Raw genomic sequence first — 24286 nt, forward strand, 5'->3', positions numbered from 1 at the left:
AGCGATGGAGCCGCCGCCACCGTGCTGCCACGGTGGACGGCGGAGGGAGGCGTTCCGATGGAAACCCACGCCTAAACCAGCTGCTTGACCGGTTCCCGGGCCCCGGTGCGTTCCGCGCCGACCCCGGCGGCGACGACGAACAGCACGCCCGCCACCGCGCCGGGGTTCGGGACCTGGTGCAGCACCAGGAACCCGATCGTCAGGGCGATCGCCGGCTCCAGGCTCATCAGCGTGCCGAACGCCGAGGTGTTCAGCCGCCGCAGTGCGAGCATCTCCAGGCTGAACGGGATCACCGGCAGCAGCACCGCCAGCCCGAGCCCGGCGAGCAGCAGCTCCCACGTCAGGTGCCCGAACACCGCCGGCCCGGAGACGAGCGTCGCCACGATGCCCGCCACCGGCATCGACACCGCGAGCCCGCGCACGCCCGCCACCTCGTCGCCGACCCGCTGGGTCAGCAGGATGTAGCACGCCCAGCACACCGCGGACGCCAGCGCGTAGCCGACGCCCACCAGGTCGGCGCCGCCGCGCCACGGCTCGGTCAGCAGCACCACGCCGACCGCGGCCAGCACGGGCCACAGCCGCTTGCCGCCGCGCCCGCGGGTGACCGCCACGGTCAGCGGCCCGAGGAACTCCAACGCGCTCGCCGTGCCGAGCGGCAGGCGCTCGACCGCCGCCATGAACAGCATGGTCATCCCCGCGGTGACCACGCCGAGCCCGCAGCAGGCGAGGAACGTGGCCCGCCGGAACGACGACGGCCGCGGCCGGACCAGGACCAGCAGCAGCACCCCGGCCCACGCCAGGCGCAGCCAGGCCGCGCCTTCGGGACCGACGCGGTCGAACAGGCCAACGGACACGGCGAGGCCGAGCTGGACGCAGAGCATGGCGGCGACCGCGAAGGCCGCTCCGGTACGGGTCGAGGAGAGCACGACGCCAGGAAAACCCATCGAGACCGTTCGTGTCCACGTGCTGATCGTGGATGTACCGTTCGGGATTTATGGACACTCGCCGGCTTCGGTTCCTTCTCGAGCTGTCCCGCCACGGCTCGATGCGGGCCGTCGCGGACGTGCTCGGCACCACGACTTCGACGGTGTCGCAGCAGATGGCGGTGCTGGCGAGGGAGGCGGGCGCGCCGCTGCTCGAACCGGACGGCCGCCGCGTGCGGCTCACCCCCGCGGGCCGCCGCCTGGCCGAGCACGCTGTGACGATTCTCGCGGCCGTGGAGGCCGCTCGCGCCGACCTCGACCCGCACGCCGAGCCGGCCGGCACCGTGCGCGTCGCCGGGTTCGCCACGGCCGTGCGGCGCTCGGTGCTCCCGGCGGCGGCCCGGCTCGCCGTGGAGCACCCGCAGGTCGAACTGCGGATCAGCGAGTACGAGCCGCACGAGGCGTTCGCGGCGCTGCTGGCCGACGACGTCGACCTGGCCCTCACCTACGACTACGACTTCGCGCCGGCCAACGCCGACCCGGCGGTCACCATGAGTCCATTGTGGACATCCCGGTGGAGCCTCGCCGTCCCGGCGGCCGACGCCGCCGCCGAGCGCGGTGAGGACACCTTGGCCGTGTTCGCGGCCTTCCACGACCACGGCTGGATCGTCAACTCCCGCAACAGCGCCGACGAGGACGTGGTCCGCCGGCTGGCATCGATGGCGGGGTTCACGCCGCGGGTGACCCACCGCGCAGACAGCTTGGAGCTGGTGGAAGACCTGATCGCGACGGGCCCGGCGCCCGCCGTCGGCCTGCTGCCGGCCGACCGTCAAACGAAACCCGGGGTGGCGCTACTCCCGCTCGCGGCGCCGGAGGTGCGGCAGCGGGCGTTCGCCTGCACCCGTCGCGGCCGGGAAGTGTGGCCACCACTCGCTTTGGTGCTGGGGCTACTGGTGCGTTAAGCGCTTTCTGCGTCTATTGGCGGTACGGGGCGCCGGGAGATCGTCCTTACAGTGGAAACCCGATCCGACGCAGTGACGAGGTGGTCGCCCACCATGCTCGATGCCCAGCGGACCGCGACGAGCCCGGGTGGCGCCGCCGTGTTCGAGGCGTGGGAACGGTTCGTGCGGGGCGAGGACCAGGTGCCCGGCGTCCGGCCCGTGGTGGCGATCTCCTGGCACCGCTGCCGGGAGCAGTACCGCGTCGACCCCCACCTGACGGAGGCGCCGGTGGCGGCCGGTGGGCGCGACCACGGCCCGGAACACGACGTCGTCTTCGCCGAGCTGGGGTTCCGCGCCGCGTCCGTCGCGCACGAAATGGGCAACCTGCGCGGAGTCGTCAGCGTCACCGACGCCGCCGGCCGGATCCTCGGCGAGTGGGGCGACCCGGCCACGCTCACCCGGGCCACCGACTTCAACCTGGCGCCCTGGTTCTGCTGGTCGGAGTGCGCGGCGGGGACGAACGGCATGGGCACGGCGCTCGAGGCGCACGGGCCGGTGCTGATCAGCGGCGCCGAGCACTGGTGCCAGGCCTTCCACAGCTGGGTCAGCGCGGGCATCGCGGTGCGGGACGTGGTGACCGGGGAGCCGATCGCGGGGCTGAACCTGTCCTGCTGGCGCAACCGGCTGCCGCCGTCGGCGGGCGGGTGGCTGGCGAACGCGGTCGCCAAGACCCAGCGTGCGCTGAAGCGCCGCGCCCGCGACAGCGGCGCCGAGCTGGTCGCGGCCTACACCCAGGCCGGCGCCCGCTCCGCCGCGCCGCTGGCGGCGGTCGATACCGCGGGCAAGGCGGTGATCGCGGACGACACCGCGAGCGTGCTCATGGGCGTCCCGGCGGCCACGCCGGCCATCGACGCCACCCTGCGCTGGACCCCCGGCCTGCCCGAGCTGATCACCGCCGCGCGGCACGCCAGCGAGCAGGCCACGCGCAACCCCGGCTGGGTCGGCTCGACGCGGATCTTCACCCACCTCGCCGACGAGCCGACCGCGATCAGCTTCCGGCCCGTGTTCTCCTCCGCGCACCTGATCGGGCACCTGGTCTCGTTCGGCGTCGCGGAGGGCGCGCAGCTGCCGCCGTCGGACGCGCCCCGCGCGCGGCCGCGGCGGCTGGTCGGGCTGCGGGACAACCGGATGGTGCTGCTGGGCCTGCCCGAGGTGTCCCTCGCCGAGTCCGACGGCAACGACGTCTGGCTGTCCACCGCGCGCGGGCGGCTGCGGGCCGCGTCGCCGAGCCTGGACAAGCTCGACGCCGAGCTGGCGGACGCCGGATTCCTGCGGGTGCACCGCCGGTACGTGGTGAACCTCGGCCGCGTCCAGGAGATCGAGCGCGGGCCCAAGGGCGAGCTGTCGCTCGTCATGGCGGACGGGCCGGGCGAGCCGGTGCCGGTCTCCCGGCGCAACGCGCCCGCCGTGCGTCGCGCGCTGAACATCTGAGCGGGAGGGAACCCCGTGCCCGACAGCAATCGCGAATGGTGGCCGGACCGGCTCGACCTCCGGGTCCTGCGCAAGCACGCGGGCGTCGCCGACCCGATGGGGGCGGGCTTCGACTACGCCGCCGAGTTCCGCGCGCTCGACCTCGACGCGCTGGCCACCGACGTCGACGAGCTGCTGACGACCTCCCAGGCCTGGTGGCCGGCCGACTTCGGTCACTACGGGCCGCTCGTGGTCCGGATGGTCTGGCACGCGGCCGGGACCTACCGCGTCGCCGACGGCCGCGGCGGCATCGCCGCGGGGCTGCAGCGGTTCGCCCCGCAGAACAGCTGGCCGGACAACCGGAACCTCGACAAGGCCCGCCGGCTGCTCTGGCCGGTGAAGCAGAAGTACGGCCGCAAGATCTCCTGGGCCGACCTGATGGTCTTCGCCGGCAACAGAGCCTTGGAATCGATGGGCTTGCGGACCTTCGGCTTCGCGGGCGGGCGTGAAGACGGCTGGGAGTCCGACGACGACGTCTACTGGGGGCCCGAGCGCGTCTGGCTGGGCGACGAGCGGCACAGCGGCGTCCGGCAGCTGGAGCAGCCGCTGGCCGCCGACCAGATGGGGCTGATCTACGTCAACCCGGAGGGGCCGCGGACCGTCCCGGACCCGCTCACCTCGGCCCGGGACATCCGCGAGACGTTCCGCCGGATGGGCCTGGCCGACGAGGAGACCGTCGCGCTGATCGCGGGCGGGCACACGTTCGGCAAGACCCACGGCGCCGCCGAGGAGACCCACCTCGGCCCGGGACCCGAAGGCGCCGCCCTCGAGGCGCAGGGCCTGGGCTGGCGCAGCGGTTACGGCGCCGGCAAGGGCGCGGACGCGATCTCCAGCGGGCTGGAGGGCACCTGGACCCCCACCCCGACGAGCTGGGACAACAGTTTCTTCGAGACGTTGTTCGGCTACGAGTGGGACCTGGAGCTGAGCCCGGCCGGGCTGTGGCAGTGGATCCCGCGCGACGGCGGTGGCGCCGGCACCGTCCCGGACGCCCACGACCCGGCGAAAACGCACGCGCCGACGGTCCTGACGACGGATCTCGCGCTGCGCGTGGACCCGGGCTACGAGCCGATCGCGCGGCGCTTCCTGGCGCACCCCGAGCAGCTGGCTGACGCGTTCGCCCGGGCGTGGTTCAAGCTGACGCACGTCGACCTGGGCCCGATCCAGCGCTACCTCGGCCCGCTCGTGCCGGCGGAACGGCTGCCCTGGCAGGACCCGGTGCCCGCGGTGGACCACGAACTCGTGTCCCCGGCGGACATCGCGTTGCTCAAACGGGCGATCTTCGCGTCCGGGCTGTCGGTCGCCGAGCTGGTCGCCACGGCGTGGGCGTCGGCCTCGACGTTCCGCACCAGCGACAAACGCGGTGGCGCCAACGGCGCGCGCATCCGGCTCGAGCCGCAGCGCGGCTGGGCGGTCAACGAACCCGGCCGGCTCGCGCGGGTCCTCCGCACATTGGAAGCGGTCCGGGAAACCGTCGGTGTGCGGGTGTCGCTGGCCGACCTGATCGTCCTCGGCGGCGCGGCCGCCATCGAACAAGCTGCCGGCCACACCGTGGAAGTCCCGTTCACACCGGGACGCACGGATGCGTCGCAGGAGCAGACCGACCCGGAGTGGTTCGCGGCACTCGAGCCCGCCGCCGACGGATTCCGCAACTACGAAGGGATCCGCGGCCGGTGGACGCCGGAGGAGCAGCTGGTCGACCGGGCGAACCTGCTGGGCCTGCGCGCACCGGAGATGACGGTGCTCGTGGGCGGCCTGCGGGTGCTGGGCGCCAACCACGGCGGGTCGCCGCTCGGGGTGTTCACGACCCGGCCCGGGGTGCTGAGCAACGACTTCTTCGGGCACCTGCTGGACATGCGCGTCGAATGGCAGCCGGCCGGGGAGGTCTTCGAAGGCCGCGACCGGGACACCGGCGCGCTCGTCTGGACCGGCAGCCGCGTCGACCTGCTCTTCGGGGCGAACTCCGAACTGCGGGCGGTGGCGGAAGTCTACGCGAGCGACGACGCGGCGGAGAAGTTCGTGCGTGACTTCGTAGCCGCGTGGGCCAAGGTCATGGACCTCGACCGGTACGACGTCACGGGTGAACGGTAGCCGTCGGCTGGTGAACGGCGGGGACCCGCCGGGCCGCCTCGCCCGGCGTAGCGTCCTTGGTTCCCCCACGGAGATCGCGGTGAGGAGGACAACGGGTGCGATGACGAGCATTCAGGAGCGAACCGACCTGCTGAACAAGATCGGGCTGGACGCGCAGAACAAGGCGGCGCTCGGCAGTGTGCTGGGCACCGGGAACATCGGGCAGGCCAGTGAGGGCGCGGGTGGGCGGATGCAGGCCACCATCCGCATCAACCCGGACGAGCTGACCTGGGATCCGTCCATTTTGGTCCTGCCGCACGGCGGCGAGATCGACCTCGAGCTGATCAACGACGACCGCAACACGCACTGCGCCCTGCTGCCGAGCAACGGCGACCGGAAGTTCATCTGGCTGGTGAACCACTCCCGGGGCCGCGCGACGCTCGACCTCGACGGACCGGGCTACTACTGGTTCAGCTCGCCCACCGGCAACGACGAGGGCCGGGGACTGACCGGCGCGATCGTCGTGCTGGGCGACGCGCCGCCGGAGGCCCGGCTCGACCGACCCCAGCAGCCGCGGCCGTGAGGAGGACGAGATGACCGTCGAGTACGTGGACGCGGGCGAGGCCATCGACCAGGGCAAGCTGAGCGGCAAGGTGGCCGGCGGCGAGATCGCCCCACCGGTGGTCGCCGAGCTCGGGTACGAGCGGATCCTCAACGCCCGCCAGGAACCCCACAACTGGATCACCTACTACGGCGCCTACGACGGGCAGCGGTACAGCCCGCTGGACCAGATCACCCGCGAGAACGTCAAGCGGCTCGTCCCCGCGTGGATCTTCCAGGCAGGCACGACCGGGCTGATCGCGGGCGCGTCGACCTACTCCTTCGAAGCCGCCCCGATCGTCGTCGACGGGATCATGTTCCTCTCCGGCTGGGACGGCTGGGTGTGGGCGCTCGACGCGAAGACGGGCGTGGAGATCTGGCGGTACAAGCACGCCGTGCCCTTCGACGTGTCGCTGTGCTGCGGCAACGTCAACCGCGGGGTCGCGGTGGCCGCGGGCAAGGTCTACTTCGTCGCGGCGAACGCGCGGCTGATCGCCCTCGACGCCACGACCGGCAAGCGCGTCTGGGCCAAGACCTACGGCGACGTCCGCGCCGGCGAAAGCGCCACGGTCGCGCCGCTGATCGTGAAGAACCTGGTCATCGTCGGCAGCTCCGGCGGCGAGTTCGGCGTGCGCGGGCACCTCGACGCGTTCGACCTCGAGACCGGCGAGCACCAGTGGCGCTGCTACATGGTGCCGAAGCCGGGCGAGCCCGGCTCGGAAACCTGGCCCGCCGACGGCGAAGCGTGGGCGCGGGGCGGCGCGAACTGCTGGCTCACCGGCACGTTCGACCCGGAGACGAACCTGCTCTACGTCGGCACCGGCAACCCGGCGCCCGACTTCGACGGCGAGGTCCGGGAAGGCGACAACCTCCACACCGACAGCATCGTCGCCGTGGACGTCGACAGCGGCCGGATCCGCTGGCACTACCAGTGCACGCCGCACGACCTGTGGGACTACGACAGCATCGCCGAGTGCATCCTGTTCGAGCAGGACGACCGCAAGCTGCTCGGGCACTTCGACAAGAACGGCTACTTCTTCGTCCTCGACCGCACCGACGGGTCGCTGGTGCGGATCACGCCGTTCGTCGACCGGATCACCTGGGGCGCGATCACGCGCGACGGCAAGGTCACGGCCAAGGTGTACCCGGACAAGGAGGGCGAGCCCGTCCACTTCTACCCGGGACCGGCCGGCGCCAAGGAGTGGACGCACGCGTCCTACAGCCCGAAGACGGGGTTGTTCTACGTCCCGGTGCAGGACACCGGCGCCACGGCCACCCGCCGCCGCCGGGAGTTCCGGGAAGGCATCCCGTACTGGGGCGCGGGGGTCGCCGTCGACATCGACGACATGGCCGGCTCGGTGAGCGCGTTCGACGCGAGCGGCGAGGAGAAGTGGCGCTGGCGCAACGAACTCCCGATGTGCGCCTCGACGCTCGCCACCGGCGGTGACCTGGTGTTCGCCGGGGAGCCCTCCGGCGAGTTCAACGCCCTCGACGCGCACACCGGCGAGCTGCTGTGGCAGTTCCAGTGCGGCAGCGGCCACCACAGCAGCCCGACCACGTACTCGGTCGACGGACGGCAGTACGTCGCCGTGCCGGTCGGCTGGGGTGGCTGGGCCGAAGGGTTCCTGCCCGGCATGCTCGGCGCGGGCCACGGCAGCGCCCTGATCGTCTTCGCCCTGCCGGAAACTTCGTGACCGGCCGGGAAACCCGGCGGAGGAGGTGAAGCCATGGAGCCCGTTGCCTGGGAGACGCCCGAGTTCGACGAGATCGCCGTCGCCCCCGAGGTGACGATGTACGTCGCCCAGCTGGCCGACTGACACACGCAGGCGGCGCCGGGCCCCGGGTCCGGCGCCGCCCCACCGGGAGGGGCACCGCCGTGACGACCACCGCCGAGACCGCCTTCGTCGACACCTTGCGCGCCCACGCGCGCCGGTACCACGACCAGCACCCGTTCCACGTGCGGATGAACGCGGGCCTGCTGAGCCGCGCGCAGCTGCGGGGCTGGGTGGCCAACCGCTTCTACTACCAGGAGAACATCCCCCGCAAGGACGCGGCGATCCTCGCGAACTGTCCGGACGTCGAGGTCCGCCGCCGCTGGATCCGCCGGATCACCGACCACGACGGCCGGCACGCCGGGGAGGGTGGCATCGAGGCGTGGCTGCGGCTCGGCGAAGCCGCCGGGCTGACCCGCGAAGAGGTCCAGGACCACCGGCACCTGGTGCCCGGCGTGAGGTTCGCCGTCGACGCCTACGTGAGCTTCACCCGGACCCGGCCGTGGGTAGAGGCGGTCGCGTCGTCGCTGACCGAGCTGTTCGCGCCCGACCTGATGGGGCGGCGGCTGGCCGCGTTCGAAACCTGGTACCCGTGGATCGACCCGGCGGGGCTCGCGTACTTCCGCAACCGCCTCGAACAGGCCCCGCGCGACTGCGAGCACGCCCTCGAGGTGGTCACCGAGCACTGCCGCACGGCCGAGGCGCAGGCCCTCGCCGCCGACGCGCTGTCGTTCAAGTGCGACGTCCTGTGGAGCCAGCTGGACGCCATCGACCGGGCGTACCCGGAGTGATCGCGGTGTCCGCAACGGACCGGCCACGGCTGGCGCGCCACGTCCGGTTGAGCTTCGACCGGGCCCGGCAGCGGCCCGTCCTGCTGCTGCCGGAGACGGTCGTGGTGCTCAACGGCAGCGGCGCGGACATCCTCGCGCTGTGCGACGGGCAGCGCACGGTGGCCGAGGTCGTGGCCGAGCTCGGCGCGCGCTACGGGAGTGTCCCGGACGACGAGGTCCGGACGTTCCTGACCCGGCTCGTCGCCCGGCACTGCGTGGAGTTCTCCGATGCCTAGCCCGTTCGGGCTGCTGGCCGAGCTCACCTACCGCTGCCCGCTGGCCTGCGCGTACTGCTCGAACCCCGTGAACCTGACCGAATACTCCGACGAACTCACGACCGAGGAGTGGCAGCGAGTCCTGAGCGAAGCCGCCGACCTCGGGGTGCTGCAGTGCCACCTCTCCGGCGGCGAACCCCTGGTGCGCCGCGATCTCGTCGAAATCGTGGCCACCGCACACGATCTCGGGCTCTACACCAACCTGGTGACCAGCGGCCTCGGGTTCTCGCGGCGCCGGGCCGAGCGGTTGTTCGACGCCGGCCTGGACCACGTGCAGGTCAGCGTCCAGGCCGACGAGCCCGTCCTGGCCGACCGCATCGCCGGGCTCCCGGCGTTCCGGCGCAAGCTCGACGCCATGCGGCTGGTCAAGGAGTTCGGCCGGCCGCTGACGGTGAACGTGGTGCTGCACCGGGGAAACATCGACCGCGTCGCCGAGCTGCTCGAGCTGGCCGAGGCGGCCGGCGCCGACCGGGTGGAGCTGGCCAACACCCAGTACTACGGCTGGGCCTGGCGCAACCGGGCGGCGCTGCTGCCGAGCCGGGCCCAGCTCGACGCCGCCGAGGCCGTCGTCCGGGCCGCTCGAGAGCGGCTGCGCATGGAAGTGATCTACGTGCTTCCCGACTACTACAGCCGCTATCCGAAGCCCTGCATGGGCGGCTGGGCGGCCCGTCAGCTGACCGTGACGCCGACCGGCGACGTCCTGCCGTGCCCGGCCGCGCACACCCTGCCGCTGCCACGCGCCAGTGTGCGGGCGGACTCGCTCGCGCGGATCTGGGCCGAAGCGCCGGTGATGACGGCGTTCCGCGGGACGGACTGGCTGCCGGAACCGTGCCGCGGCTGCGACCGGCGCGAGGTCGACTTCGGCGGCTGCCGCTGCCAGGCGTTCCAGCTCACCGGCGACGCCGCGCGCACCGACCCGGTCTGCCACCTCTCGCCCGACCACGACCTCGTCGTGCGGGCGGTCGAAGCGGCGAACGACGACGCTGTCAGTCCGCCTCCACCGGTGCCCCGCCGAAGAGTGCGAAGCTGAGGGCCCAGTAGGCGATGTAGAGCGCGAGCAACAGGAACCCGTGCCAGCGCCGCAATTTCTTCGTGTAGAGGAAGTACGCGGCGAGGGCGGTCATGCCGACGAGCACCGGGAGGTGCCAGGTCAGGACGTCGTCGCCGATGACGATGCCGCCGCCGGCGAGCAGGATGATGCCGAGCTTCGCCGTCACGCCGAAGACGACGCTGCCGATGACGTTGCCCACGCCGAGTTCCGGGGCGCCTTTGCGGGTGGGTTCGACGGTGAGGAACACGTCTTCGAGGGTGAGCACGAGCGTGGCGATGGTGGCGCCGAAGAGCGCGCCCTGCAGGTGGTAGTCGGCCAGGATGCCTTCGGTGCCGTAGCTCGTGACGGCGGCACCGGCGACGAGACCGGCCAGCGCGACGAGCGCGAGCCCGAGCGCGGCCCAGCCGGGCACCGGGCGGTCCTTGGTGAACGGCATCGAAACGGGGAACGGCGGTTCGGCGGTCTCGCGTGGACCGCCGACTCTTTCGAGGATTTCCGCGTTGCGGAAGACGGGTGTGGTGCGTTTGAGCTCCCGCGAAGCGACATAGCCGATGAAGAGCACGAACAGCAGCACGAGCACTCCGCCGTAAAGCGGGGTGAGCTGCCCGAAAAGCACGAACGGAACCAGCACGAGCGGCGCGACGGCGAACAACGCGAGGTACGGCCGCGGAATGTCGACCCGCGTCGGCGAAACGATCGCGGCGAGCGCGAGCACGATTCCGATCATCGAGATCGCCGTGCCGAACACGGTCCCGAGCGCGACGTCGCCGAGGTCTTCGACGTTCAGCGTGACCCCGAGGGCGACGTCGTCGAATTCGATTCCGGTGAAGACGATGGCGAGCAGGAAGAGGGAGACACGCAACCCGGCCGCGGCGCCGACGAGGTAGGCGATCAGCTTCTCCGCGCTGAAGATCAGCAGCGCGGCACCGGCGACGAAGAGCACGATGGACATGGTTTCGGCGTTTCCCTTCCGCCGATCATCGACCCGATCTCCGATCGTGGCAGGTCACCGAAGATTCGGCTACGCCCGTTCGGCGGCAAGGAACTCCTACGATTTCCGCAGGCTCGCACCGATGCCGTCGAGGAGGAAGCCGAGGCCGATGTGGAACGTTTCGTCGGCGTCCAGGTGGGCCGCGTCGCGGATGACCTTTTCCAGTGCGGGCAGCTTGCCGGTCGCGAACGTTCGCTCCAGGTACGGCCCGAAAGCCTTCTGCCACTGCAGCTTGTCCAGCCCGGTGGTGCGTTCGGCGCGCCGCTCGGCGATCTCGCGGCGGACCGCGCCGATCGCGTACGCGTCGACCGCGGAGACCACCGGCATGACGAGGTCGAGGTCGACGCCGTCCAGTGCGGCCACCACGGCTTCGCCGCGGGCCAATGCGTGCGGGCCGAGCTGGGGGCGGCCGCCGATCAGATCGGCCAGCCACTCGTGCCGGTGCACCGCGCGGCGAGTCGCTTCGGCCAGTGACCGCAGCACTTCCCGCCAGTCGTCGCCGGCCGGGCGGATCTCCGCGTACACCGCGTCGAGCATCAGGTCGAGCAGCTCGTCCTTGGTGGCGATGTAGCCGTACAGCCGCATCGGGCCGACGTCCAGCGCCGCGGCGACCTTGCGCAGCGACACCGCGTCCAGGCCGGCCGCGTCGGCCAGCCGGGTCGCCGCGCCGACGATCAGCTCCCGGCTCAGCGGGGCCGGGGTCGGCCGGTCCGGCGGCTCCGGCCGCTCCCACACCACCATGGCGGTGACGATACAACGCACCGTGCGATACAGTGTATCTGTCAATACGGTGTATCGAAGGGGGATCCATGACCATCGCCATCGTCGGGGCCGGGCTGGGTGGCCTGGCGCTCGCGCGGGTGCTGCACGTCCATGGCATCGAAGCCGTCGTGTACGAACGGGAGGCGTCGCGCGAAGCCCGCGGCCAGGGCGGCATGCTCGACATCCACTCCGGTCAGCGGGCGCTGCGCGAGGCCGGCCTGATCGACGAGTTCTTCGCGATCGCCCGGGGCGAGGGCCAGGACATGCGGCTGCTGGAGCCGGACGGCACCCTGCTGCTGCAGGAGGACACCCCGGACGACGCCCCCATGCTGCGGCCCGAGGTCGACCGCGCCGACCTGCGTGACCTGCTGCTCGACGCCCTCCCCGAAGGCACGGTGCGCTGGGGGCACGCGTACGAGTCCGCCGAGGACGGCGTGCTGCGCTTCGCCGGTGGCGGCAGCGCCGGCTACGACCTGCTGGTCGGCGCGGACGGCGCGAACTCCCGGGTCCGCGCGCTGCTCACCGACGCCCGCCCGGCGCACCTCGGCCAGAACGCCGTCGAGATCGGCATCCCCGACATCGACCGCACGCACCCGGACCTGGCGGCGATGGTCGGCCGCGGCAACTACTGGGTGCTGGGCGACGGGAAGTCCCTGGCGGCCCAGCGCAACGGCGACGGCCGCGTCCGCATCGGCCTGAGCTTCTACAACACGGGCGAGGACTGGTTCGCCACGGCCGGCATCCCGTTCGACGACCCGGCCGCCACCCGGGCGCGGCTGATCGACCTGTTCGCGGGCTGGGACACCCGGTTCACGGCGTTGATCGCCGCCTGCGACGACCTGGTCCAGCCCCGCTCGCTCACGACGCTCCCCATCGGCCTGACCTGGCCGTCGCGCCCGGACGTGACCCTGCTCGGCGACGCGGCGCACCTGATGCCCCCGGTGGGGGAGGGCGCGAACATGGCCCTGCTCGACGGGGCGCTGCTGGCCCTCGCGCTGGCGGCTCACCCCGGCGACCACGCGGCCGCGATCGAGGAGTACGAGCGCGAGATGTTCGAACGCACCGGCGCGGCGGCCCGGATGTCGGCGAAGATGCAGGAGCTGCTGATGTCCCCGGACGCGAGCCGGCGGCTGCTGGAGTTCTTCCAGCCGGGCTGAGGTGGTGTGGCCGGGCTGGTTCTTCGGGTCGGGTTGGGGTAGAGCGCCGCCGACGGTCGGGCTGGTTCTTCCGGCCGGGCTGACCTCAGCGCGGCCGGGTGTCTCGGTGGTGGCGCTGTCGGCGGGGGCGTGGGCGAGGTTGCTGGTGTTGCCGGGTGTTGGCCGCCGCCCGGGCCGGCTCTCCCCGCCGGCGCCGGCCTCAGCGCAGCCGGACGTCCCGGCGGTGGCACTGCCGCCGGGACGCCGGCATCGGTGGCGAAGTCCGCGCCGCCGAAAGCCAGATGTCCTGCACCACTGCGCGGCCGTGGGCCGGCACCGTCGAGGCGGCCGGGCCGTGGCGGTCCGCCGCGGTGATCAGCACGTACGAGCCCGCGTGCGGGGCCTCCAGCGCGAAGAACCCGTCCGCGGCCGAAGTCGCGCGGGACGTCTGCCTGCCGTGGGTGTCCACCAACGTCAGGGTCGCGCCGGGCAGTGGTGCGCCGAGTGCGTTGTGGACCCGGCCGCGGATCTCCGTCACGCACGGCGTGACCGGCTCGGCGAGCACGCCGGTCACGAGCTCGTGCAGCAGCCGGCGCAGGTGGATCAGCTCGAGCAGCACCGGCTCGTCCGCGTGGGCGCAGTGCCGGCCCAGCGTGGCCTCCGCCGACCCGAGCAGGGCGACGACGTCCCCGTCGTCGGCGGCCTCCGTCGCCACTTCGGCCAGCGCCCGCGCGGCCGCCGCCGGGACCACCTCGGCCGGCCGGCGCAGGCGGGCGACCAGCCGGTGCGTGTGCTGCACCAGCGTCGCCGCCAGCGTCAGGCGGTGGCGGGTGGTGCGCGAACCGCCGCCCCACGGCACGGCCGCCACCAGCGGCGCCGCCACCAGGCGGAGCTGGCGCAGGTCGTTGTCCAGGACGCGGACCCGCGCGTCGAGGTCGGGCACGCCGCCCTCGAGCCGCTCGGCGACGTCGGCCAGCAGCTCGCCGAACGTGCGCAGCAGGGTGCGTTCGGCCGTGCGGACGGTGTCGCGGGTGCTCAGTGGCGTCAGCACCAGGCCGACCGCGATGCCGACGGCCGCGCCGATCGCCGTCTCCTCCAGCCGCAGCACCAGCAGGCCGGGGGAGAACTCGTTGAGCACGCTGTAGAGCTGGCTCACCATGATCGTGACGAAGAAGATCATGTAGGCGTACGACAGCCGCTGCAGGTAGAAGCCGCAGAACATGCTGCCGACGATCACCGCGAGCACCGCCGCGGTGTTCCCGGCGGTGAGGTGCGCGAGCGCGATGCCGGCGCCGAGCCCGACCAGGGTGCCCAGCACGCGGTTGACCGACTTGAGGAACACCTCCGAGCGGGTCGCCGTGCCGGTGAAGGCGACGAACGCGGCGATCACCGCCCAGTAGTAGCGCTGCTCGGACAGCAGCCGCCCGAGCACGATCGCGAGCCCGCCCGCCACGGCCACCTGCACGGCCTGCCGGGTGGTGAGATCCAGGCGCCGCAACGGGTTCCACGCGCCGCCGCGGGGTTCGACGTCGCCGGCCGCGGCGGCCGACCCGGGCAGCGCGCCCATCGCGATCGTCACCGCGGGCTCGAAGTCGCCGGTGAGGCCGTCCCGGTCCGCGCGGCGCACGACGTCGAGGTAGTCGGTGACCGCCACGGCCACCAGCCGCGCCGGGGACGTGCCCGCCCGCGCCAGCAGCGCCTCGGCCGCCCGGCCGGCGGCCGCGTAGTCGTTGCGGGCGAACAGGTCCAGCACGCCCACCGCGCCGGCGACGAGGTCGGCGTCCGGTTCGGCGGCCAGCTGCGTGCAGGCCGAGACGAGCAGGTCGATCGCGAGCTGCGCGTCCATCGTCGTGCGCCGGATCGCCGCCGCCGGGACGGCGTCCGGGAGCACCGGCACCTCCGCCGACCACGCCTCGATCATCAACGCGGATTCGGCGAGCCGGGCCTGCGCCGCGTGCACCCGCCGCAGCGACCGGTCGTCCTCCAGCAGGTGCGCGCAACGCCGGACGACGGCGCGGGCCCGCGCGCCGAACGCGCGTCGCGTGCGGGCGAGGGTGCGCGCGGGGCTGCCGCGCAGCACGGTGAGCGAGAGCAGCAGCACCCAGGCGCTCGCGATGGCGACGGCGACGAGCATCGCGGGCAGCCCGCCGAGCGTCGCGTGCAGGAACGCGGCGAAGAAGTAGCCCATCCAGACCATGAAGCCGTAGAAGAAGAACGGGACGCCGAACCGCCGGACGAACACCGCGGCGAACATCACGACGACGAACACCGCCAGCATCAGGTCGGTGTGCGGCGAGACGAGCACGCCGACCACCATCCCGAGCCCCATCGCGACGGGGAACAACGCGGCGGTGCGCACCTTCGGCCACACGCCGGTGCCGCTCAGGGCCATCGAGCCCATCATCGCGGTGATCGCGCCGAGCAGGACGGCGACCAGGGTGGCCTGCGCGCCGGCGCCGGTCAGCCGCGCGTAGAGGTAGTTGACGGCCAGCCCGGTCGTCATGGCGACGGCCGCCGAGACCGCGCTCCACAACCGGGTCAGCCCCGGGTCCGAGCCGATCGCCTTGTCCCTGATCCGGTGCACCGTCGCCGACGCGCGTCCCATCCGAGTGACTTCTCCTACCTCCGGCCGAAGATGTCGGTATCATGCCGACAATTACCGGTATGGTACCGATATGTCGGCTGGGCGGGCAATCGGCCGGAAGGTAGGTTCTCGGCATGGACGCGCTCGACCTCATCGAGGCCCACACCGCGGTCATGGTGCGCAACTTCGAGCTGCTCAGCCGCCGCACCGACGTCTACGACGAGCTGGACCGCGCCGGCTACCTGCTGCTGCGCACGCTGGAGGTGACCGGCCCGGCGGACATCACGACCCTGGCGGCGAAGCTGGGCCTCGATCCGTCGACGGTGGGCCGCCAGGTGTCGGCGATGACGTCGGCGGGCCTGGTCGACCGGACGCCGGCGGCCGAGGACCGCCGGCGGAGCATCATCGTGGCGACGCCGGAGGGCCGCACCCGCGCCCGTCGCGTCCACGCGCGCCGGCGCGCGAACCTGACGGCGATGTTCGAGGGCGTGCCGGAGGACGAGCTGCGTGTGATCGGCGAGTCGTTCGCCCGCTACAACCAGGCCGTCGCGCGCGAGTTCGACGTCAGCCTGCTGCCTGGCTGAAGCTCAGGGCACCACCAGCACCGGCCAGTGCCCGGCCCGGATGAGCTTCGTCGCCACCGAGCCCGCGAACCGGTGTCCCGCCTTCTGCGACGCGCCGACCACCACCGTGTCGGCGTGGCAGCGGTCGGCGGTGTCGCGCAGGGTGGTGTACGGGTCGCCGAACGCCCGCACCACCGTGACCGGCACGGCCAGCTCCTCGGCCGCCGTGCGCATCTGGTCGCTCAGCTCGGCGTACATCTGGGTCGCGGTGTCGTGCTCGATCAGCGTCGCCACCGCCGGCCGGAGCGGGACCAGCGGCGCCGGGCAGGCGACGAAGACGACGATGAGCCGGCTGTCCTGGCGCCGGGCCAGGCCGAAGGCGAAGGACGCCGCCCGCATCGCGGTGTCGGTGCCGTCGACCCCGGCCAGGATGGCCCGCGCGGCGGGGTCCCGGCGCGGGCCGAACCGTTCCACTGTGGACTGAAAGGCGGTGGGGTCGGCCGCGCTGCCGGTCATCGTCGCCCGCTCCTACCGCACGCTGGTTTCCGGGGTGGCCGGTTCGTCCGCGCGCGCCCCGAGGTCGATGGTCGTGCGCAGGGTGATCGGCTTGAGCAGGAGCGCCGCGATCACGCCGACCACGGCCACGGCCGCGGAGATCAGGAAGATGTGCGCGGTCGCGTCGCCGTACACGGTGTGCACCACCGACTGGATCTGCGGCGGCAGCGCCTTCAGGTTCAACGCGCTGACCCCGCCGGTCGACGCCTGGCCTTCGGGCACGTGCAGTGCGGTGGTCAGGTCGGCGGTCACCCGGTTGGCGAGGACGGCGCCGAGCACCGAGACGCCGATGGTGCCGCCGAGGGACCGGAAGAACGTGACCGTCGCGCTCGCCGCGCCGAGGTCCCGCAGCGGGACGTCGTTCTGCACGGCCAGCACCAGGTTCTGCATGGTCATGCCGACCCCGATGCCGACGACCGCCATCGCGACGCCGACCAGCCACAGCGACGTCGCGTGGTCGACTGTGCCGAGCCCGAGGAACCCGACGACGAGGATGATGGTGCCGGCCACGATGTAGGGCTTGATCTTGCCGGTCTTGCTGATCAGCCGGCCCGAGACGGTGGACGACACGAGCACGCCGGCCATCAGCGGCATGGTCAGCAGGCCCGCTTCGGTCGGGGTGAACCCGCGGCCGATCTGGAAGTACTGGCCCAGGAACACCGCGCCGCCGAACATCGCCATGCCCACCGCGAGGCTCGCCACGATCGCCAGCGCCGGCGTGCGCTGCACGACGATCTTCAGCGGCACGACGGGTTCGCGGACCTTCGTCTCCACCAGCACGGCGACCGCGAGCAGCACGACCCCGCCCGCCACCATGACGGCGGTCTGCCAGGAGAGCCAGTCGAAGGAGTTGCCGACGAAGGAGACCCAGATCAGCAGGACGCTCACGCCGGCGGCGATGAGCCCGGCGCCGACGTAGTCGACCTGGACGTCGTCGCGGCGCACGGTCTCCAGCTTCAGCGTGCGCTGCAGCACCACGAACGCGAGCACCGCGATCGGCACGCCGACGAAGAAGCACCAGCGCCAGCCCAGCCACGGTACGTCGACGATCAGGCCGCCGAGCAGCGGGCCGCCGACCGTCGCGACGGCCATCACGGCGCCGAGGTAGCCGTTGTAGCGGCCGCGTTCCCGCGGCGGGATGATCGCCGCGATCACGACCTGGACCAGCGCCTGCAGGCCGCCGACACCGATGCCCTGGAACGCCCGCGCGGCGATCAGCTGCCCGGTGTCCTGGCTGAACCCGCTGATCATCGACCCGAGCACGAAGATCACGATCGCGACCTGGACCAGCGTCTTCTTGTTGAACAGGTCGGCGAGCTTGCCCCAGATCGGGGTGGTCGCGGTCGCGGCCAGCAGGGTGGCGGTGACCACCCACGTGTACTGCGTCTGGGTCCCGTTCAGTGAGCCGATGATCAGCGGCAGCGAGGTCGAGACGACCGTCGAGCTGATCATGGCCACGAAGAGCGCGAGCAGCAGCCCGGAGAGGGACTCGAGCACCTCGCGGTGCCGCATCGCCCCGTCGGCGTTTCTTTCGGTTTTCACAGCACCCCTTCACGTTCGGGTAAATTATTGCCCACTGTGCAAACTTGCGCAATGGGAAGTTTATTCCCGCTGGTTACGCTGACCGCATGGACGCCGTCGACACCCTGCGCACCCGCAAGAAGGCGGCGACCCGCCAGTCGCTGCACGAGGCGGCGCTGCGCCTGGCGATGGAGCGCGGCCTGGACGACGTGACGGTCGAAGACATCGCCGACGAGGTGGGCGTGTCCCGCCGGACGTTCTCGAACTACTTCGCGAACAAGGAAGACGCGATCCTGCACGCGGACCGCGAGCGCACCCGGATGCTGGTGTCCCTGGTCGAGAACCGCCCGTCGGCCGAGAAGCCGTGGCAGGCGCTGCGGAGCGCGAGCGGCGAGCTGTTCCGGGCCGGGGCGGTCCCGGACCGCGTGTGGGTGGCCCAGCTGCGCCTGCTGCGACGGCACCCGTCCCTGCTGGCTCGGCAGGCCGGGGACCAGATAGCGCTGGAGCGAGACTTGGCGGCGGTGCTGACGGCGCGCAGCCGGGACGTGCCGGAGGAGTCGGCCCGCTTCATGGCGGCGACGTTCTTGGCCGCGCTGCGGACCGGGAGCGTGCTGTGGCTGGAGGCGCCGGGGGAGCAGCCGCTGCCGGAGCTGGTGGACCGGCTGCTCGGCAGCGTCAGCTTCCGGTAGTCGCGCCGGCGGTGACACGTGCCTCTCGGGCCGGGGCGAGACGGGGGTGCAGCTGGGTCCACGCGAGCAACGCGAGCAGCCCGGTCAGCCCGAACACCGCGCCCAGCCCCAGGACCGACGCCGCCGCGCCGGCCAGCGGTGAGGCCACCGTCTGGCCGATGCCCAGCCCGGCGAACGACCACGTCACGCCGCGGGCCGGGTGGGTGGGGAACACCCTGGTGGCCCACAGGATGCAGAGTCCCGTCAGCGCCATGTACGTGATGCCGAACAGCGCGCTCGAAACCAGCGCGACCGGCAGTCCGGGAGCGGGTAAGGCGAGCAGGGCGATGCCGATCGCGGCGAGCGTCCACGTGGCCAGGTTCGCCGTCCGCAGCCCGCGACGTTCCGCGCCCCGGCCGGCCAGGCCGCCCAGCAGGCCGACGACGCCGATCGTGGCCCAGCAGCACGTCGTCGCGACCGGACCCAGGCCCGCTTCGGTCAGCCGGGAGCTGGAGAACGTCCAGTACGGCGCGCTCGTCACGCCGATGAGGACGGAGTTGACCACCAGCGGCGTCACTCCGCGGGCGGGGCCCGAGGCCACCTCGGCGGGCTCGGTGCGAGGCAGGGTTCGCCACGCGACCAGCGTCATCGCCGCGCCGAGGGCCGCGAACGCCGCCCAGATCGTGGGCCAGCCGAACGCGAGCAACGGCGTGAACGCCGACGCCGCGAGCCCGAGGCCCGTGCCCGTGTTCGCCCACGTCTGCGCCCGCGCGCGGAGGCGCACCCCGACGCTCTCGCCGATGACCTGGGCGACCCCGGGCGACACGAGTCCCGCACTCGCGCCCGCGACGAAGATCCCGGCGCCGAACACCACCACGTTGCCGGCCGCGGCCATCACCGCGAGACCGGCTGTCGCCGCGGCCCCGGCCAGTGCCACCGTGCCGCGCGCGGACCGCGCCGCCGTCTTCGGGGACACCAGCAGGCCCAGTCCGTAACCGGCGGTCGAGACGCCGCCGAGGATCCCGACGGCCACGCTCGTCAGCCCGAACGTCTCGCCGAACCGCGGCACGAAGAGCCCGTAGGCGTAGCGCGCGAACCCGTAGCAGAGGGCGATCACCCCCGCCCCGGCCGCGGCGGCCGGCCACCACCGATGCGTCGTCTCCATGACTCCACCAAACAGACAGGTCTGTCTGGTGTCAAGAAATGCTACGATCGATGCAGGTAGAGACCAGAACCGAGCGGTATGGAGGCGACGTGGCGAGGACGCGTCCGGGCGACGCCGGAGCGAAGGTGCTCAAGGCGGCGTCGACGTTGTTCTACCGGGACGGCATCCACGCGGTCGGCGTCGACACGGTAGCGGCCGAGGCGGGCGTGACCAAGGCGGCGCTGTACGGCAACTTCGGCTCCAAGAGCCGCCTGGTCGTCGCGTACCTGCGTGAGCGCGACCGGCGCTGGCAGGAGCAGGTCGACGCGATCACGGCCGGCGGCGAAGACCCGCGCGTGCGGCTGCTGGCGGTGTTCGACGCCTACGAGACCTGGCTGTCGGCCGAGAGTTACCGCGGCTGCGCGTTCCTCAACGCGGCCTCGGAGTTCCCCGACCCCGCGGACCCGGTCCGGGAAGTGGTCCGCCACCACAAGACCGCCCTGCGCGGCTACCTGGCCGCGCAGCTCAAGCGGCTCGGCGCAGGGCACGCGGACCACGAAGACCTCGCAGACGAGCTGATGCTCCTGCTGGAGGGCGCGGCCGTCCAGTCGGTGGTCGCCCAGGACGCCCGGCCCTTCCGCGTGGCGAAGCGCCTCGCCGGGACGCTGCTCGCCTGAGCGTCAGTGCACCCGCGTGCTCTCCGCGTACTCCTCGTCGGGCAGGTGCAGGTCGGAGACGGTGATGTTGACCTCGACGACGTCGAGGCCGGTCATCCGCTCGATGCCGGTGATCACCGTGCGGCGGATGGACCGGCCGACGTCGGCGATCGGCACGCCGTACTCCACCACGATCTCCAGGTCGACCGCCGCCTGCTTTTCGCCCACCTCGACGGAAACGCCTTGCCCCGCCGAGGCGGTCGCGCCGGGGATGCGCTCGCGCAGCGCCGAAAACGCGCGGGCCGCGCCGCCACCCAGCGCGTGCACGCCTGCCACTTCGCGGGTGGCCAGGCCGGCGATCTTCTGCACGACGACGTCGGCGATGGTCGTCGCGCCCTGATCGGTGCGGGGCGCGACGGCGGCCGCCGCGGTCTTGCCGGTCGTGGTCATGTCAGCTCCTGGGAGTCGCGGGAATGCTTGTGCGGTAAGGACCCCGGCCGCCGCGGAACGTCACGCCCCGATCGGGTGATCGGTGGTGTGCCGCCGGTCGCGCCGCAGCGCCAGCAGCACCGGAGCCAGGCCGAGCAGCGCCACCACACCGTTGGCCGTGTGCAGGAAGACCGTCATCCCCGTGGTCGGCGGTTCCGTGTGGAGCAGGTGGTAGCAGAAGTGCGGCACCTGCCAGACCGAGAACGCCAGGGCGGCCGGCACGACGAAGTGCGTCTTCGGCTTCACCAGGGCGATGGCCAGCAGCAGCGCGATCCCCAGGGTCGCGCCGCCGAAGTCGTGCGCGTAGTGCTCGCTGAACGGCGGGTTCAGGTCCACCGTCGGGAAGTGTTCGTAGAAGCTCTCCGGGGCGAAGGCGTTCCAGGCGCCGACGACCAGCTGCTCGAGGAACGGGAGCACCAGCGTCAGCCGGATGGCGAGGGTGTTCATCAGTGACCTTTCAGGACGTTTCGGTGGTGCGCTCGACCTGGCGCACGTAGTCGGCGAAGGTGCGGACGCCTTCGCGGTGCGGGCCGGCGGGCAGCAGGCCGCCGTCGGTCATGGCCTTGCCCGCGGCCCCCGGCAGCCGGACGGGCACGACGACCTTCCGGACGCGGCGCGCCTTGACCAGCCGGCGCGCCATGTCCACCATCTGCAGCCGTTCGGGCCCGGCGAGCGGGGGCAGGTAGCCGGCCGGGGGCCGGCCGACCTGCTCGCCCAGCGCCCGTGCCACCTCGACGGCGGCCACCGGCTGGCAAAGCTGGCGCGGCACCGGCACGAACGGGCCGAAGGCGTCGTCGATGAGCGGTTCGGGGAACTCCTGGAACTGGGTGGCGCGCAGGATCGTCCACGGCACCGGCCCGGTTTTGACGTGCTCTTCCTGCGCCCGCTTGCCCGCGTAGTAGCCGAGGTCGACGTCGTCGATCCCGACGATGGACAGCGTGACGATCTGGCCGACACCCGCTCGCGCGCCCGCGGCGACCAGGTTGCGCGCGGCGCCGCCGAAGAACTCGACCGCCGGTTTCCGCCGCACCGTGACGATGTTGCTCACGTCGACGATCTCCGCGCACCCGGTCAGCGCGTCGGCCAGCCCGGCGCCCGTGGTGAGGTCGACGCCGCTCGACCGCGCGAGCACGACGGGCTCGTGCCCGGCCTCGGTCAGCTCACGCACGACGAGCTTGCCCATCAGGCCGGTTCCGCCGGCCACTGCCACCCGCATCGATGTCCTCCTCGCTTCGGCTTCCCCCACCAGACTGAGTAGCCCGCCGGAACGTGACAGCGTGCGGCCGCCGTCACACCGGCGGGTGAACTCGATGTTCGATGTCCAGGTTTTGCTACTATCGCGGCGTGCGGATGAACCAGGGTGTCGAGTGGGCGATGCACGTGCTGCTGTCCCTCGCCTGGGCGGGTGACGAGCGCCCGGTGCCCACCGCGCGGCTCGCCGCCAGCTACGACCTTCCCCAGGCGTACCTGCACAAACAGCTGCAGGCGCTCGCCCGGGCCGGGATCATCGAGTCGCTGCCCGGCGCGAAGGGCGGATTCCTGCTCGCGCGGCCGCCGGAGAAGATCACCCTGATGGATGTGGTCACCGCGATCGAAGGCACCGAGCCCGCGTTCGCCTGCACCGAAATCCGCAAGCAGGGCATGGGGGAAAACGCGCCCAAGAGCGCGTTCCGCCAGACCTGCGCGGTGAACGCGGCGATGCAGCGGGCCGAGCTGGAGTGGCGGCGGTCCCTGGCTGCCCAGACCATCGCCGACGTCAAAGCGGCGGCCGAGGCCCACGCGCCGTCCGCCCCGCGGCTCGCCCGGCAGGCCTACGGCCGGGGGTGAACGCCGGCCCCGGGAGCCGATCCCGCCGGGCTCGACGTCGAGGACCTGCCGGTGCCGGTTTCCGGGCGTCTCCGTCCCGCCGAAACCTTGACATTGAATATCCAGGTTTCTAAGGTCCAGCTTGCCGGCCGCGGAAAGCCGGCGCGGAAGGAGAACCTGGATGTCAAATATCCTGATTGTCGGTGGCGGGTTCGCCGGGGTGTGGAGCGCGGCGAGCGCGGCGAAACTGCGTCGAGCCCACGGACTGTCCGAACCGGACCTGCGGATCACGGTGGTCACCGCGGGCGACGACCTCGTCATCCGGCCGCGGCTCTACGAAGCCGACGCCGACCGGATGCGGGTGCCCCTCGACCGCGTGCTGGGCCCGATCGGCGTGCGCCGGGTGGCCGGGACGGTGACCGGCATCGACACCGCGACCCGCGCGGTGACCGCGATCCGCCGGGACGGCACCACCGCCGAGCTCCCGTACGACCGGCTGGTGCTGGCTTCGGGCAGCCAGGTCGTCCGGCCGAAGGTGCCCGGCGCGGAGCACCTGTTCGACATCGACACGCTGGCCGGCGCGGCCACACTGGAAGCACACCTGCGGCGGCTCCCCGAGCGGCCGGCCGAAGCGGGCCGGTACACCGCGGTCGTCGTCGGCGCGGGCTTCACCGGCCTCGAGATCGCGACCGAGCTGATCGGCCGGCTCGGCGACATCGCGCCGGCCGACCGGATCCGGGTCGTGCTCGTCGAGCGGCTCGAGGAGGTCGGCCCCGAGCTCGGCCCGGGCCCGCGCCCGGCAATCGAAAAGGCGCTCGCCGACCTCGGCGTCGAAGTGCGGCTCGGGGTCAGTGTCGCGGAAGTGACCCGCGACGAGGTGCGGCTGTCCGACGGCTCGGTCATCCCGGCGGCGACGGTGGTGTGGACGGCGGGCATGACCGCCAGCCCGCTCACGGCCGCGATCCCGGGCGCGAAGGACCGCTTGGGCCGCCTCGACGTCGACGAGCACCTGCGCGTGCGCGGGCTCCCGGAGGTGTTCGCGGCGGGCGACACCGCCGCGGCCGTGTCGCCCGCGGAAGGGCGCGTCGTCATGCAGAGCTGCCAGCACGCGGTGCCGCAGGGCAAGTTCGCCGGGCACAACGTGGCCGCGGACCTGCTCGGCGAAGCGCTGGTCACGTTCCAGCCCATGCCGTACGTGACGTGCCTCGCGCTCGGCCCGGCGGGCGCGGTGGTGACCGCGGGCTGGGACCGCGAGGTGCAGATGACCGAGCAGCAGGCCAAGTACCTGAAGACCACGATCAACACGGAATGGATCTACCCGCCGGTCGACGACCCGGCCGCGTTGCTGGAGCAGGCGGGCCCGAAGGCGGAGTTCCCCGAATACCGGCCCGAGGAGCGGCGGGCGAGCTGACCGATCCCGGG

At 72.5% G+C, this 24286-nt stretch carries 25 protein-coding genes; 15 read left to right on the forward strand and 10 right to left on the reverse strand.

The window, feature by feature from the left end; translation table 11 throughout:
- Positions 1 to 71: 71 nt before the first annotated feature.
- Complete coding sequence (locus tag M8542_RS42870) at positions 72 to 926, reverse strand: EamA family transporter (protein ID WP_257926135.1); 855 nt, start codon at positions 924 to 926, stop codon at positions 72 to 74.
- A 68-nt stretch (positions 927 to 994) separates the two neighbouring features.
- On the opposite strand from M8542_RS42870, the gene M8542_RS42875 reads away from it, so the two are divergent.
- The 9 genes from M8542_RS42875 to pqqE all read left to right on the forward strand — a co-directional run bounded on the left by M8542_RS42875 (position 995) and on the right by pqqE (position 9968).
- The gene (locus M8542_RS42875; protein ID WP_257926136.1) at positions 995 to 1885 is read left to right on the forward strand and encodes a LysR family transcriptional regulator; all 891 of its coding nucleotides are present in this window, start codon (positions 995 to 997) and stop codon (positions 1883 to 1885) included.
- A 93-nt stretch (positions 1886 to 1978) separates the two neighbouring features.
- Entirely contained in the window at positions 1979 to 3355 is a 1377-nt protein-coding gene (locus M8542_RS42880) for a DNA-binding protein (protein WP_257926137.1), read from the forward strand.
- A gap of 15 nt (positions 3356 to 3370) precedes the next feature.
- Positions 3371 to 5482, forward strand: a complete 2112-nt coding sequence (gene katG, locus M8542_RS42885; protein ID WP_257926138.1) for a catalase/peroxidase HPI — start codon at positions 3371 to 3373, stop codon at positions 5480 to 5482.
- 100 nt (positions 5483 to 5582) lie between these two features.
- A complete protein-coding gene (locus tag M8542_RS42890; protein ID WP_257926139.1) occupies positions 5583 to 6044 on the forward strand; it encodes an MSMEG_3727 family PQQ-associated protein in 462 nt (153 codons plus the stop codon).
- A gap of 10 nt (positions 6045 to 6054) precedes the next feature.
- Entirely contained in the window at positions 6055 to 7755 is a 1701-nt protein-coding gene (locus M8542_RS42895) for a PQQ-dependent dehydrogenase, methanol/ethanol family (protein ID WP_257926140.1), read from the forward strand.
- Between the two features lie 33 nt (positions 7756 to 7788).
- Complete coding sequence (gene pqqA / locus M8542_RS42900; protein WP_257926141.1) at positions 7789 to 7878, forward strand: pyrroloquinoline quinone precursor peptide PqqA; 90 nt, start codon at positions 7789 to 7791, stop codon at positions 7876 to 7878.
- A gap of 59 nt (positions 7879 to 7937) precedes the next feature.
- Positions 7938 to 8624 (forward strand): pyrroloquinoline-quinone synthase PqqC, encoded by a 687-nt coding sequence (gene pqqC, locus M8542_RS42905; RefSeq protein ID WP_257926142.1) that lies wholly within the window; start codon positions 7938 to 7940, stop codon positions 8622 to 8624.
- A gap of 5 nt (positions 8625 to 8629) precedes the next feature.
- Entirely contained in the window at positions 8630 to 8899 is a 270-nt protein-coding gene (gene pqqD, locus M8542_RS42910) for a pyrroloquinoline quinone biosynthesis peptide chaperone PqqD (RefSeq protein WP_257926143.1), read from the forward strand.
- Complete coding sequence (gene pqqE, locus M8542_RS42915) at positions 8892 to 9968, forward strand: pyrroloquinoline quinone biosynthesis protein PqqE (protein ID WP_257926144.1); 1077 nt, start codon at positions 8892 to 8894, stop codon at positions 9966 to 9968. Before pqqD ends, pqqE begins: the two co-directional genes overlap by 8 nt.
- Here the strand turns inward: pqqE and M8542_RS42920 are convergent.
- Both M8542_RS42920 and M8542_RS42925 read right to left on the reverse strand, forming a co-directional pair.
- Positions 9925 to 10941 carry a sodium:calcium antiporter gene (locus M8542_RS42920; protein WP_257926145.1) on the reverse strand — a complete coding sequence of 339 codons (1017 nt, stop codon included), beginning with the start codon at positions 10939 to 10941 and terminating at the stop codon, positions 9925 to 9927. The two genes, pqqE and M8542_RS42920, sit on opposite strands and share 44 nt — an antisense overlap.
- Positions 10942 to 11037: 96 nt before the next feature.
- On the reverse strand, positions 11038 to 11721 hold the full coding sequence (locus M8542_RS42925; protein WP_257926146.1) for a TetR/AcrR family transcriptional regulator: 684 nt from the start codon (positions 11719 to 11721) through the stop codon (positions 11038 to 11040).
- Between the two features lie 68 nt (positions 11722 to 11789).
- Here M8542_RS42925 and M8542_RS42930 point away from each other — a divergent pair, with 68 nt between their 5' ends.
- Positions 11790 to 12899, forward strand: a complete 1110-nt coding sequence (locus tag M8542_RS42930; RefSeq protein ID WP_257926147.1) for an FAD-dependent oxidoreductase — start codon at positions 11790 to 11792, stop codon at positions 12897 to 12899.
- A gap of 199 nt (positions 12900 to 13098) precedes the next feature.
- Here the strand turns inward: M8542_RS42930 and M8542_RS50195 are convergent, their stop codons facing one another.
- A complete protein-coding gene (locus M8542_RS50195; RefSeq protein WP_276587899.1) occupies positions 13099 to 15483 on the reverse strand; it encodes an FUSC family protein in 2385 nt (794 codons plus the stop codon).
- Positions 15484 to 15596: 113 nt separating this feature from the next.
- On the opposite strand from M8542_RS50195, the gene M8542_RS42945 reads away from it, so the two are divergent.
- A complete protein-coding gene (locus M8542_RS42945) occupies positions 15597 to 16046 on the forward strand; it encodes a MarR family winged helix-turn-helix transcriptional regulator (protein WP_257926148.1) in 450 nt (149 codons plus the stop codon).
- 3 nt (positions 16047 to 16049) lie between these two features.
- Here the strand turns inward: M8542_RS42945 and M8542_RS42950 are convergent, their stop codons facing one another.
- On the reverse strand, positions 16050 to 16541 hold the full coding sequence (locus M8542_RS42950) for a universal stress protein (RefSeq protein WP_257926149.1): 492 nt from the start codon (positions 16539 to 16541) through the stop codon (positions 16050 to 16052).
- 12 nt (positions 16542 to 16553) lie between these two features.
- Positions 16554 to 18092 (reverse strand): MDR family MFS transporter, encoded by a 1539-nt coding sequence (locus M8542_RS42955; protein ID WP_257926213.1) that lies wholly within the window; start codon positions 18090 to 18092, stop codon positions 16554 to 16556.
- Between the two features lie 116 nt (positions 18093 to 18208).
- Between M8542_RS42955 and M8542_RS42960 the strand changes: the two genes are divergently transcribed.
- Positions 18209 to 18790, forward strand: coding sequence for a TetR/AcrR family transcriptional regulator (locus M8542_RS42960; protein WP_257926150.1), 582 nt, complete (start codon positions 18209 to 18211; stop codon positions 18788 to 18790).
- Here the strand turns inward: M8542_RS42960 and M8542_RS42965 are convergent.
- Entirely contained in the window at positions 18777 to 19934 is a 1158-nt protein-coding gene (locus M8542_RS42965; protein ID WP_257926151.1) for an MFS transporter, read from the reverse strand. The two genes, M8542_RS42960 and M8542_RS42965, sit on opposite strands and share 14 nt — an antisense overlap.
- Before the next feature lie 89 nt (positions 19935 to 20023).
- Between M8542_RS42965 and M8542_RS42970 the strand changes: the two genes are divergently transcribed.
- Complete coding sequence (locus M8542_RS42970) at positions 20024 to 20590, forward strand: TetR/AcrR family transcriptional regulator (RefSeq protein ID WP_257926152.1); 567 nt, start codon at positions 20024 to 20026, stop codon at positions 20588 to 20590.
- 3 nt (positions 20591 to 20593) lie between these two features.
- Here M8542_RS42970 and M8542_RS42975 read toward each other — a convergent pair whose 3' ends face one another.
- Genes M8542_RS42975 through M8542_RS42985 form a run of 3 tightly spaced genes read right to left on the reverse strand, consistent with a single transcriptional unit; the run spans position 20594 to position 22274 of the window.
- Positions 20594 to 21019 (reverse strand): Asp23/Gls24 family envelope stress response protein, encoded by a 426-nt coding sequence (locus M8542_RS42975; protein WP_257926153.1) that lies wholly within the window; start codon positions 21017 to 21019, stop codon positions 20594 to 20596.
- A 60-nt stretch (positions 21020 to 21079) separates the two neighbouring features.
- Positions 21080 to 21505 (reverse strand): hypothetical protein, encoded by a 426-nt coding sequence (locus M8542_RS42980; RefSeq protein WP_257926154.1) that lies wholly within the window; start codon positions 21503 to 21505, stop codon positions 21080 to 21082.
- A gap of 10 nt (positions 21506 to 21515) precedes the next feature.
- Positions 21516 to 22274 carry an SDR family oxidoreductase gene (locus M8542_RS42985; RefSeq protein WP_257926155.1) on the reverse strand — a complete coding sequence of 253 codons (759 nt, stop codon included), beginning with the start codon at positions 22272 to 22274 and terminating at the stop codon, positions 21516 to 21518.
- Positions 22275 to 22402: 128 nt separating this feature from the next.
- Here M8542_RS42985 and M8542_RS42990 point away from each other — a divergent pair, with 128 nt between their 5' ends.
- Positions 22403 to 22885, forward strand: coding sequence for an RrF2 family transcriptional regulator (locus M8542_RS42990; protein WP_504970538.1), 483 nt, complete (start codon positions 22403 to 22405; stop codon positions 22883 to 22885).
- A 160-nt stretch (positions 22886 to 23045) separates the two neighbouring features.
- Complete coding sequence (locus M8542_RS42995; RefSeq protein WP_257926156.1) at positions 23046 to 24275, forward strand: NAD(P)/FAD-dependent oxidoreductase; 1230 nt, start codon at positions 23046 to 23048, stop codon at positions 24273 to 24275.
- Positions 24276 to 24286: the final 11 nt, after the last annotated feature.

The sequence above is a fragment of the Amycolatopsis iheyensis genome (assembly GCF_024703995.1).
Classification (GTDB): Bacteria; Actinomycetota; Actinomycetes; order Mycobacteriales; family Pseudonocardiaceae; genus Amycolatopsis; species Amycolatopsis iheyensis.

Bases quoted from the DNA above. Each gene is read 5' to 3' on its own strand.
- M8542_RS42875 (WP_257926136.1), top strand. From the start codon at position 995: ATGGACACTCGCCGGCTTCGGTTCCTTCTCGAGCTGTCCCGCCACGGC.
- M8542_RS42880 (WP_257926137.1), top strand. From the start codon at position 1,979: ATGCTCGATGCCCAGCGGACCGCGACGAGCCCGGGTGGCGCCGCCGTG.
- M8542_RS42890 (WP_257926139.1), top strand. From the start codon at position 5,583: ATGACGAGCATTCAGGAGCGAACCGACCTGCTGAACAAGATCGGGCTG.
- M8542_RS42895 (WP_257926140.1), top strand. From the start codon at position 6,055: ATGACCGTCGAGTACGTGGACGCGGGCGAGGCCATCGACCAGGGCAAG.
- pqqA (WP_257926141.1), top strand. From the start codon at position 7,789: ATGGAGCCCGTTGCCTGGGAGACGCCCGAGTTCGACGAGATCGCCGTC.
- pqqE (WP_257926144.1), top strand. From the start codon at position 8,892: ATGCCTAGCCCGTTCGGGCTGCTGGCCGAGCTCACCTACCGCTGCCCG.
- M8542_RS42920 (WP_257926145.1), bottom strand. From the start codon at position 10,941: ATGTCCATCGTGCTCTTCGTCGCCGGTGCCGCGCTGCTGATCTTCAGC.
- M8542_RS42925 (WP_257926146.1), bottom strand. From the start codon at position 11,721: ATGGTGGTGTGGGAGCGGCCGGAGCCGCCGGACCGGCCGACCCCGGCC.
- M8542_RS42930 (WP_257926147.1), top strand. From the start codon at position 11,790: ATGACCATCGCCATCGTCGGGGCCGGGCTGGGTGGCCTGGCGCTCGCG.
- M8542_RS50195 (WP_276587899.1), bottom strand. From the start codon at position 15,483: ATGGGACGCGCGTCGGCGACGGTGCACCGGATCAGGGACAAGGCGATC.
- M8542_RS42945 (WP_257926148.1), top strand. From the start codon at position 15,597: ATGGACGCGCTCGACCTCATCGAGGCCCACACCGCGGTCATGGTGCGC.
- M8542_RS42950 (WP_257926149.1), bottom strand. From the start codon at position 16,541: ATGACCGGCAGCGCGGCCGACCCCACCGCCTTTCAGTCCACAGTGGAA.
- M8542_RS42955 (WP_257926213.1), bottom strand. From the start codon at position 18,092: ATGCGGCACCGCGAGGTGCTCGAGTCCCTCTCCGGGCTGCTGCTCGCG.
- M8542_RS42960 (WP_257926150.1), top strand. From the start codon at position 18,209: ATGGACGCCGTCGACACCCTGCGCACCCGCAAGAAGGCGGCGACCCGC.
- M8542_RS42965 (WP_257926151.1), bottom strand. From the start codon at position 19,934: ATGGAGACGACGCATCGGTGGTGGCCGGCCGCCGCGGCCGGGGCGGGG.
- M8542_RS42975 (WP_257926153.1), bottom strand. From the start codon at position 21,019: ATGACCACGACCGGCAAGACCGCGGCGGCCGCCGTCGCGCCCCGCACC.
- M8542_RS42980 (WP_257926154.1), bottom strand. From the start codon at position 21,505: ATGAACACCCTCGCCATCCGGCTGACGCTGGTGCTCCCGTTCCTCGAG.
- M8542_RS42985 (WP_257926155.1), bottom strand. From the start codon at position 22,274: ATGCGGGTGGCAGTGGCCGGCGGAACCGGCCTGATGGGCAAGCTCGTC.
- M8542_RS42995 (WP_257926156.1), top strand. From the start codon at position 23,046: ATGTCAAATATCCTGATTGTCGGTGGCGGGTTCGCCGGGGTGTGGAGC.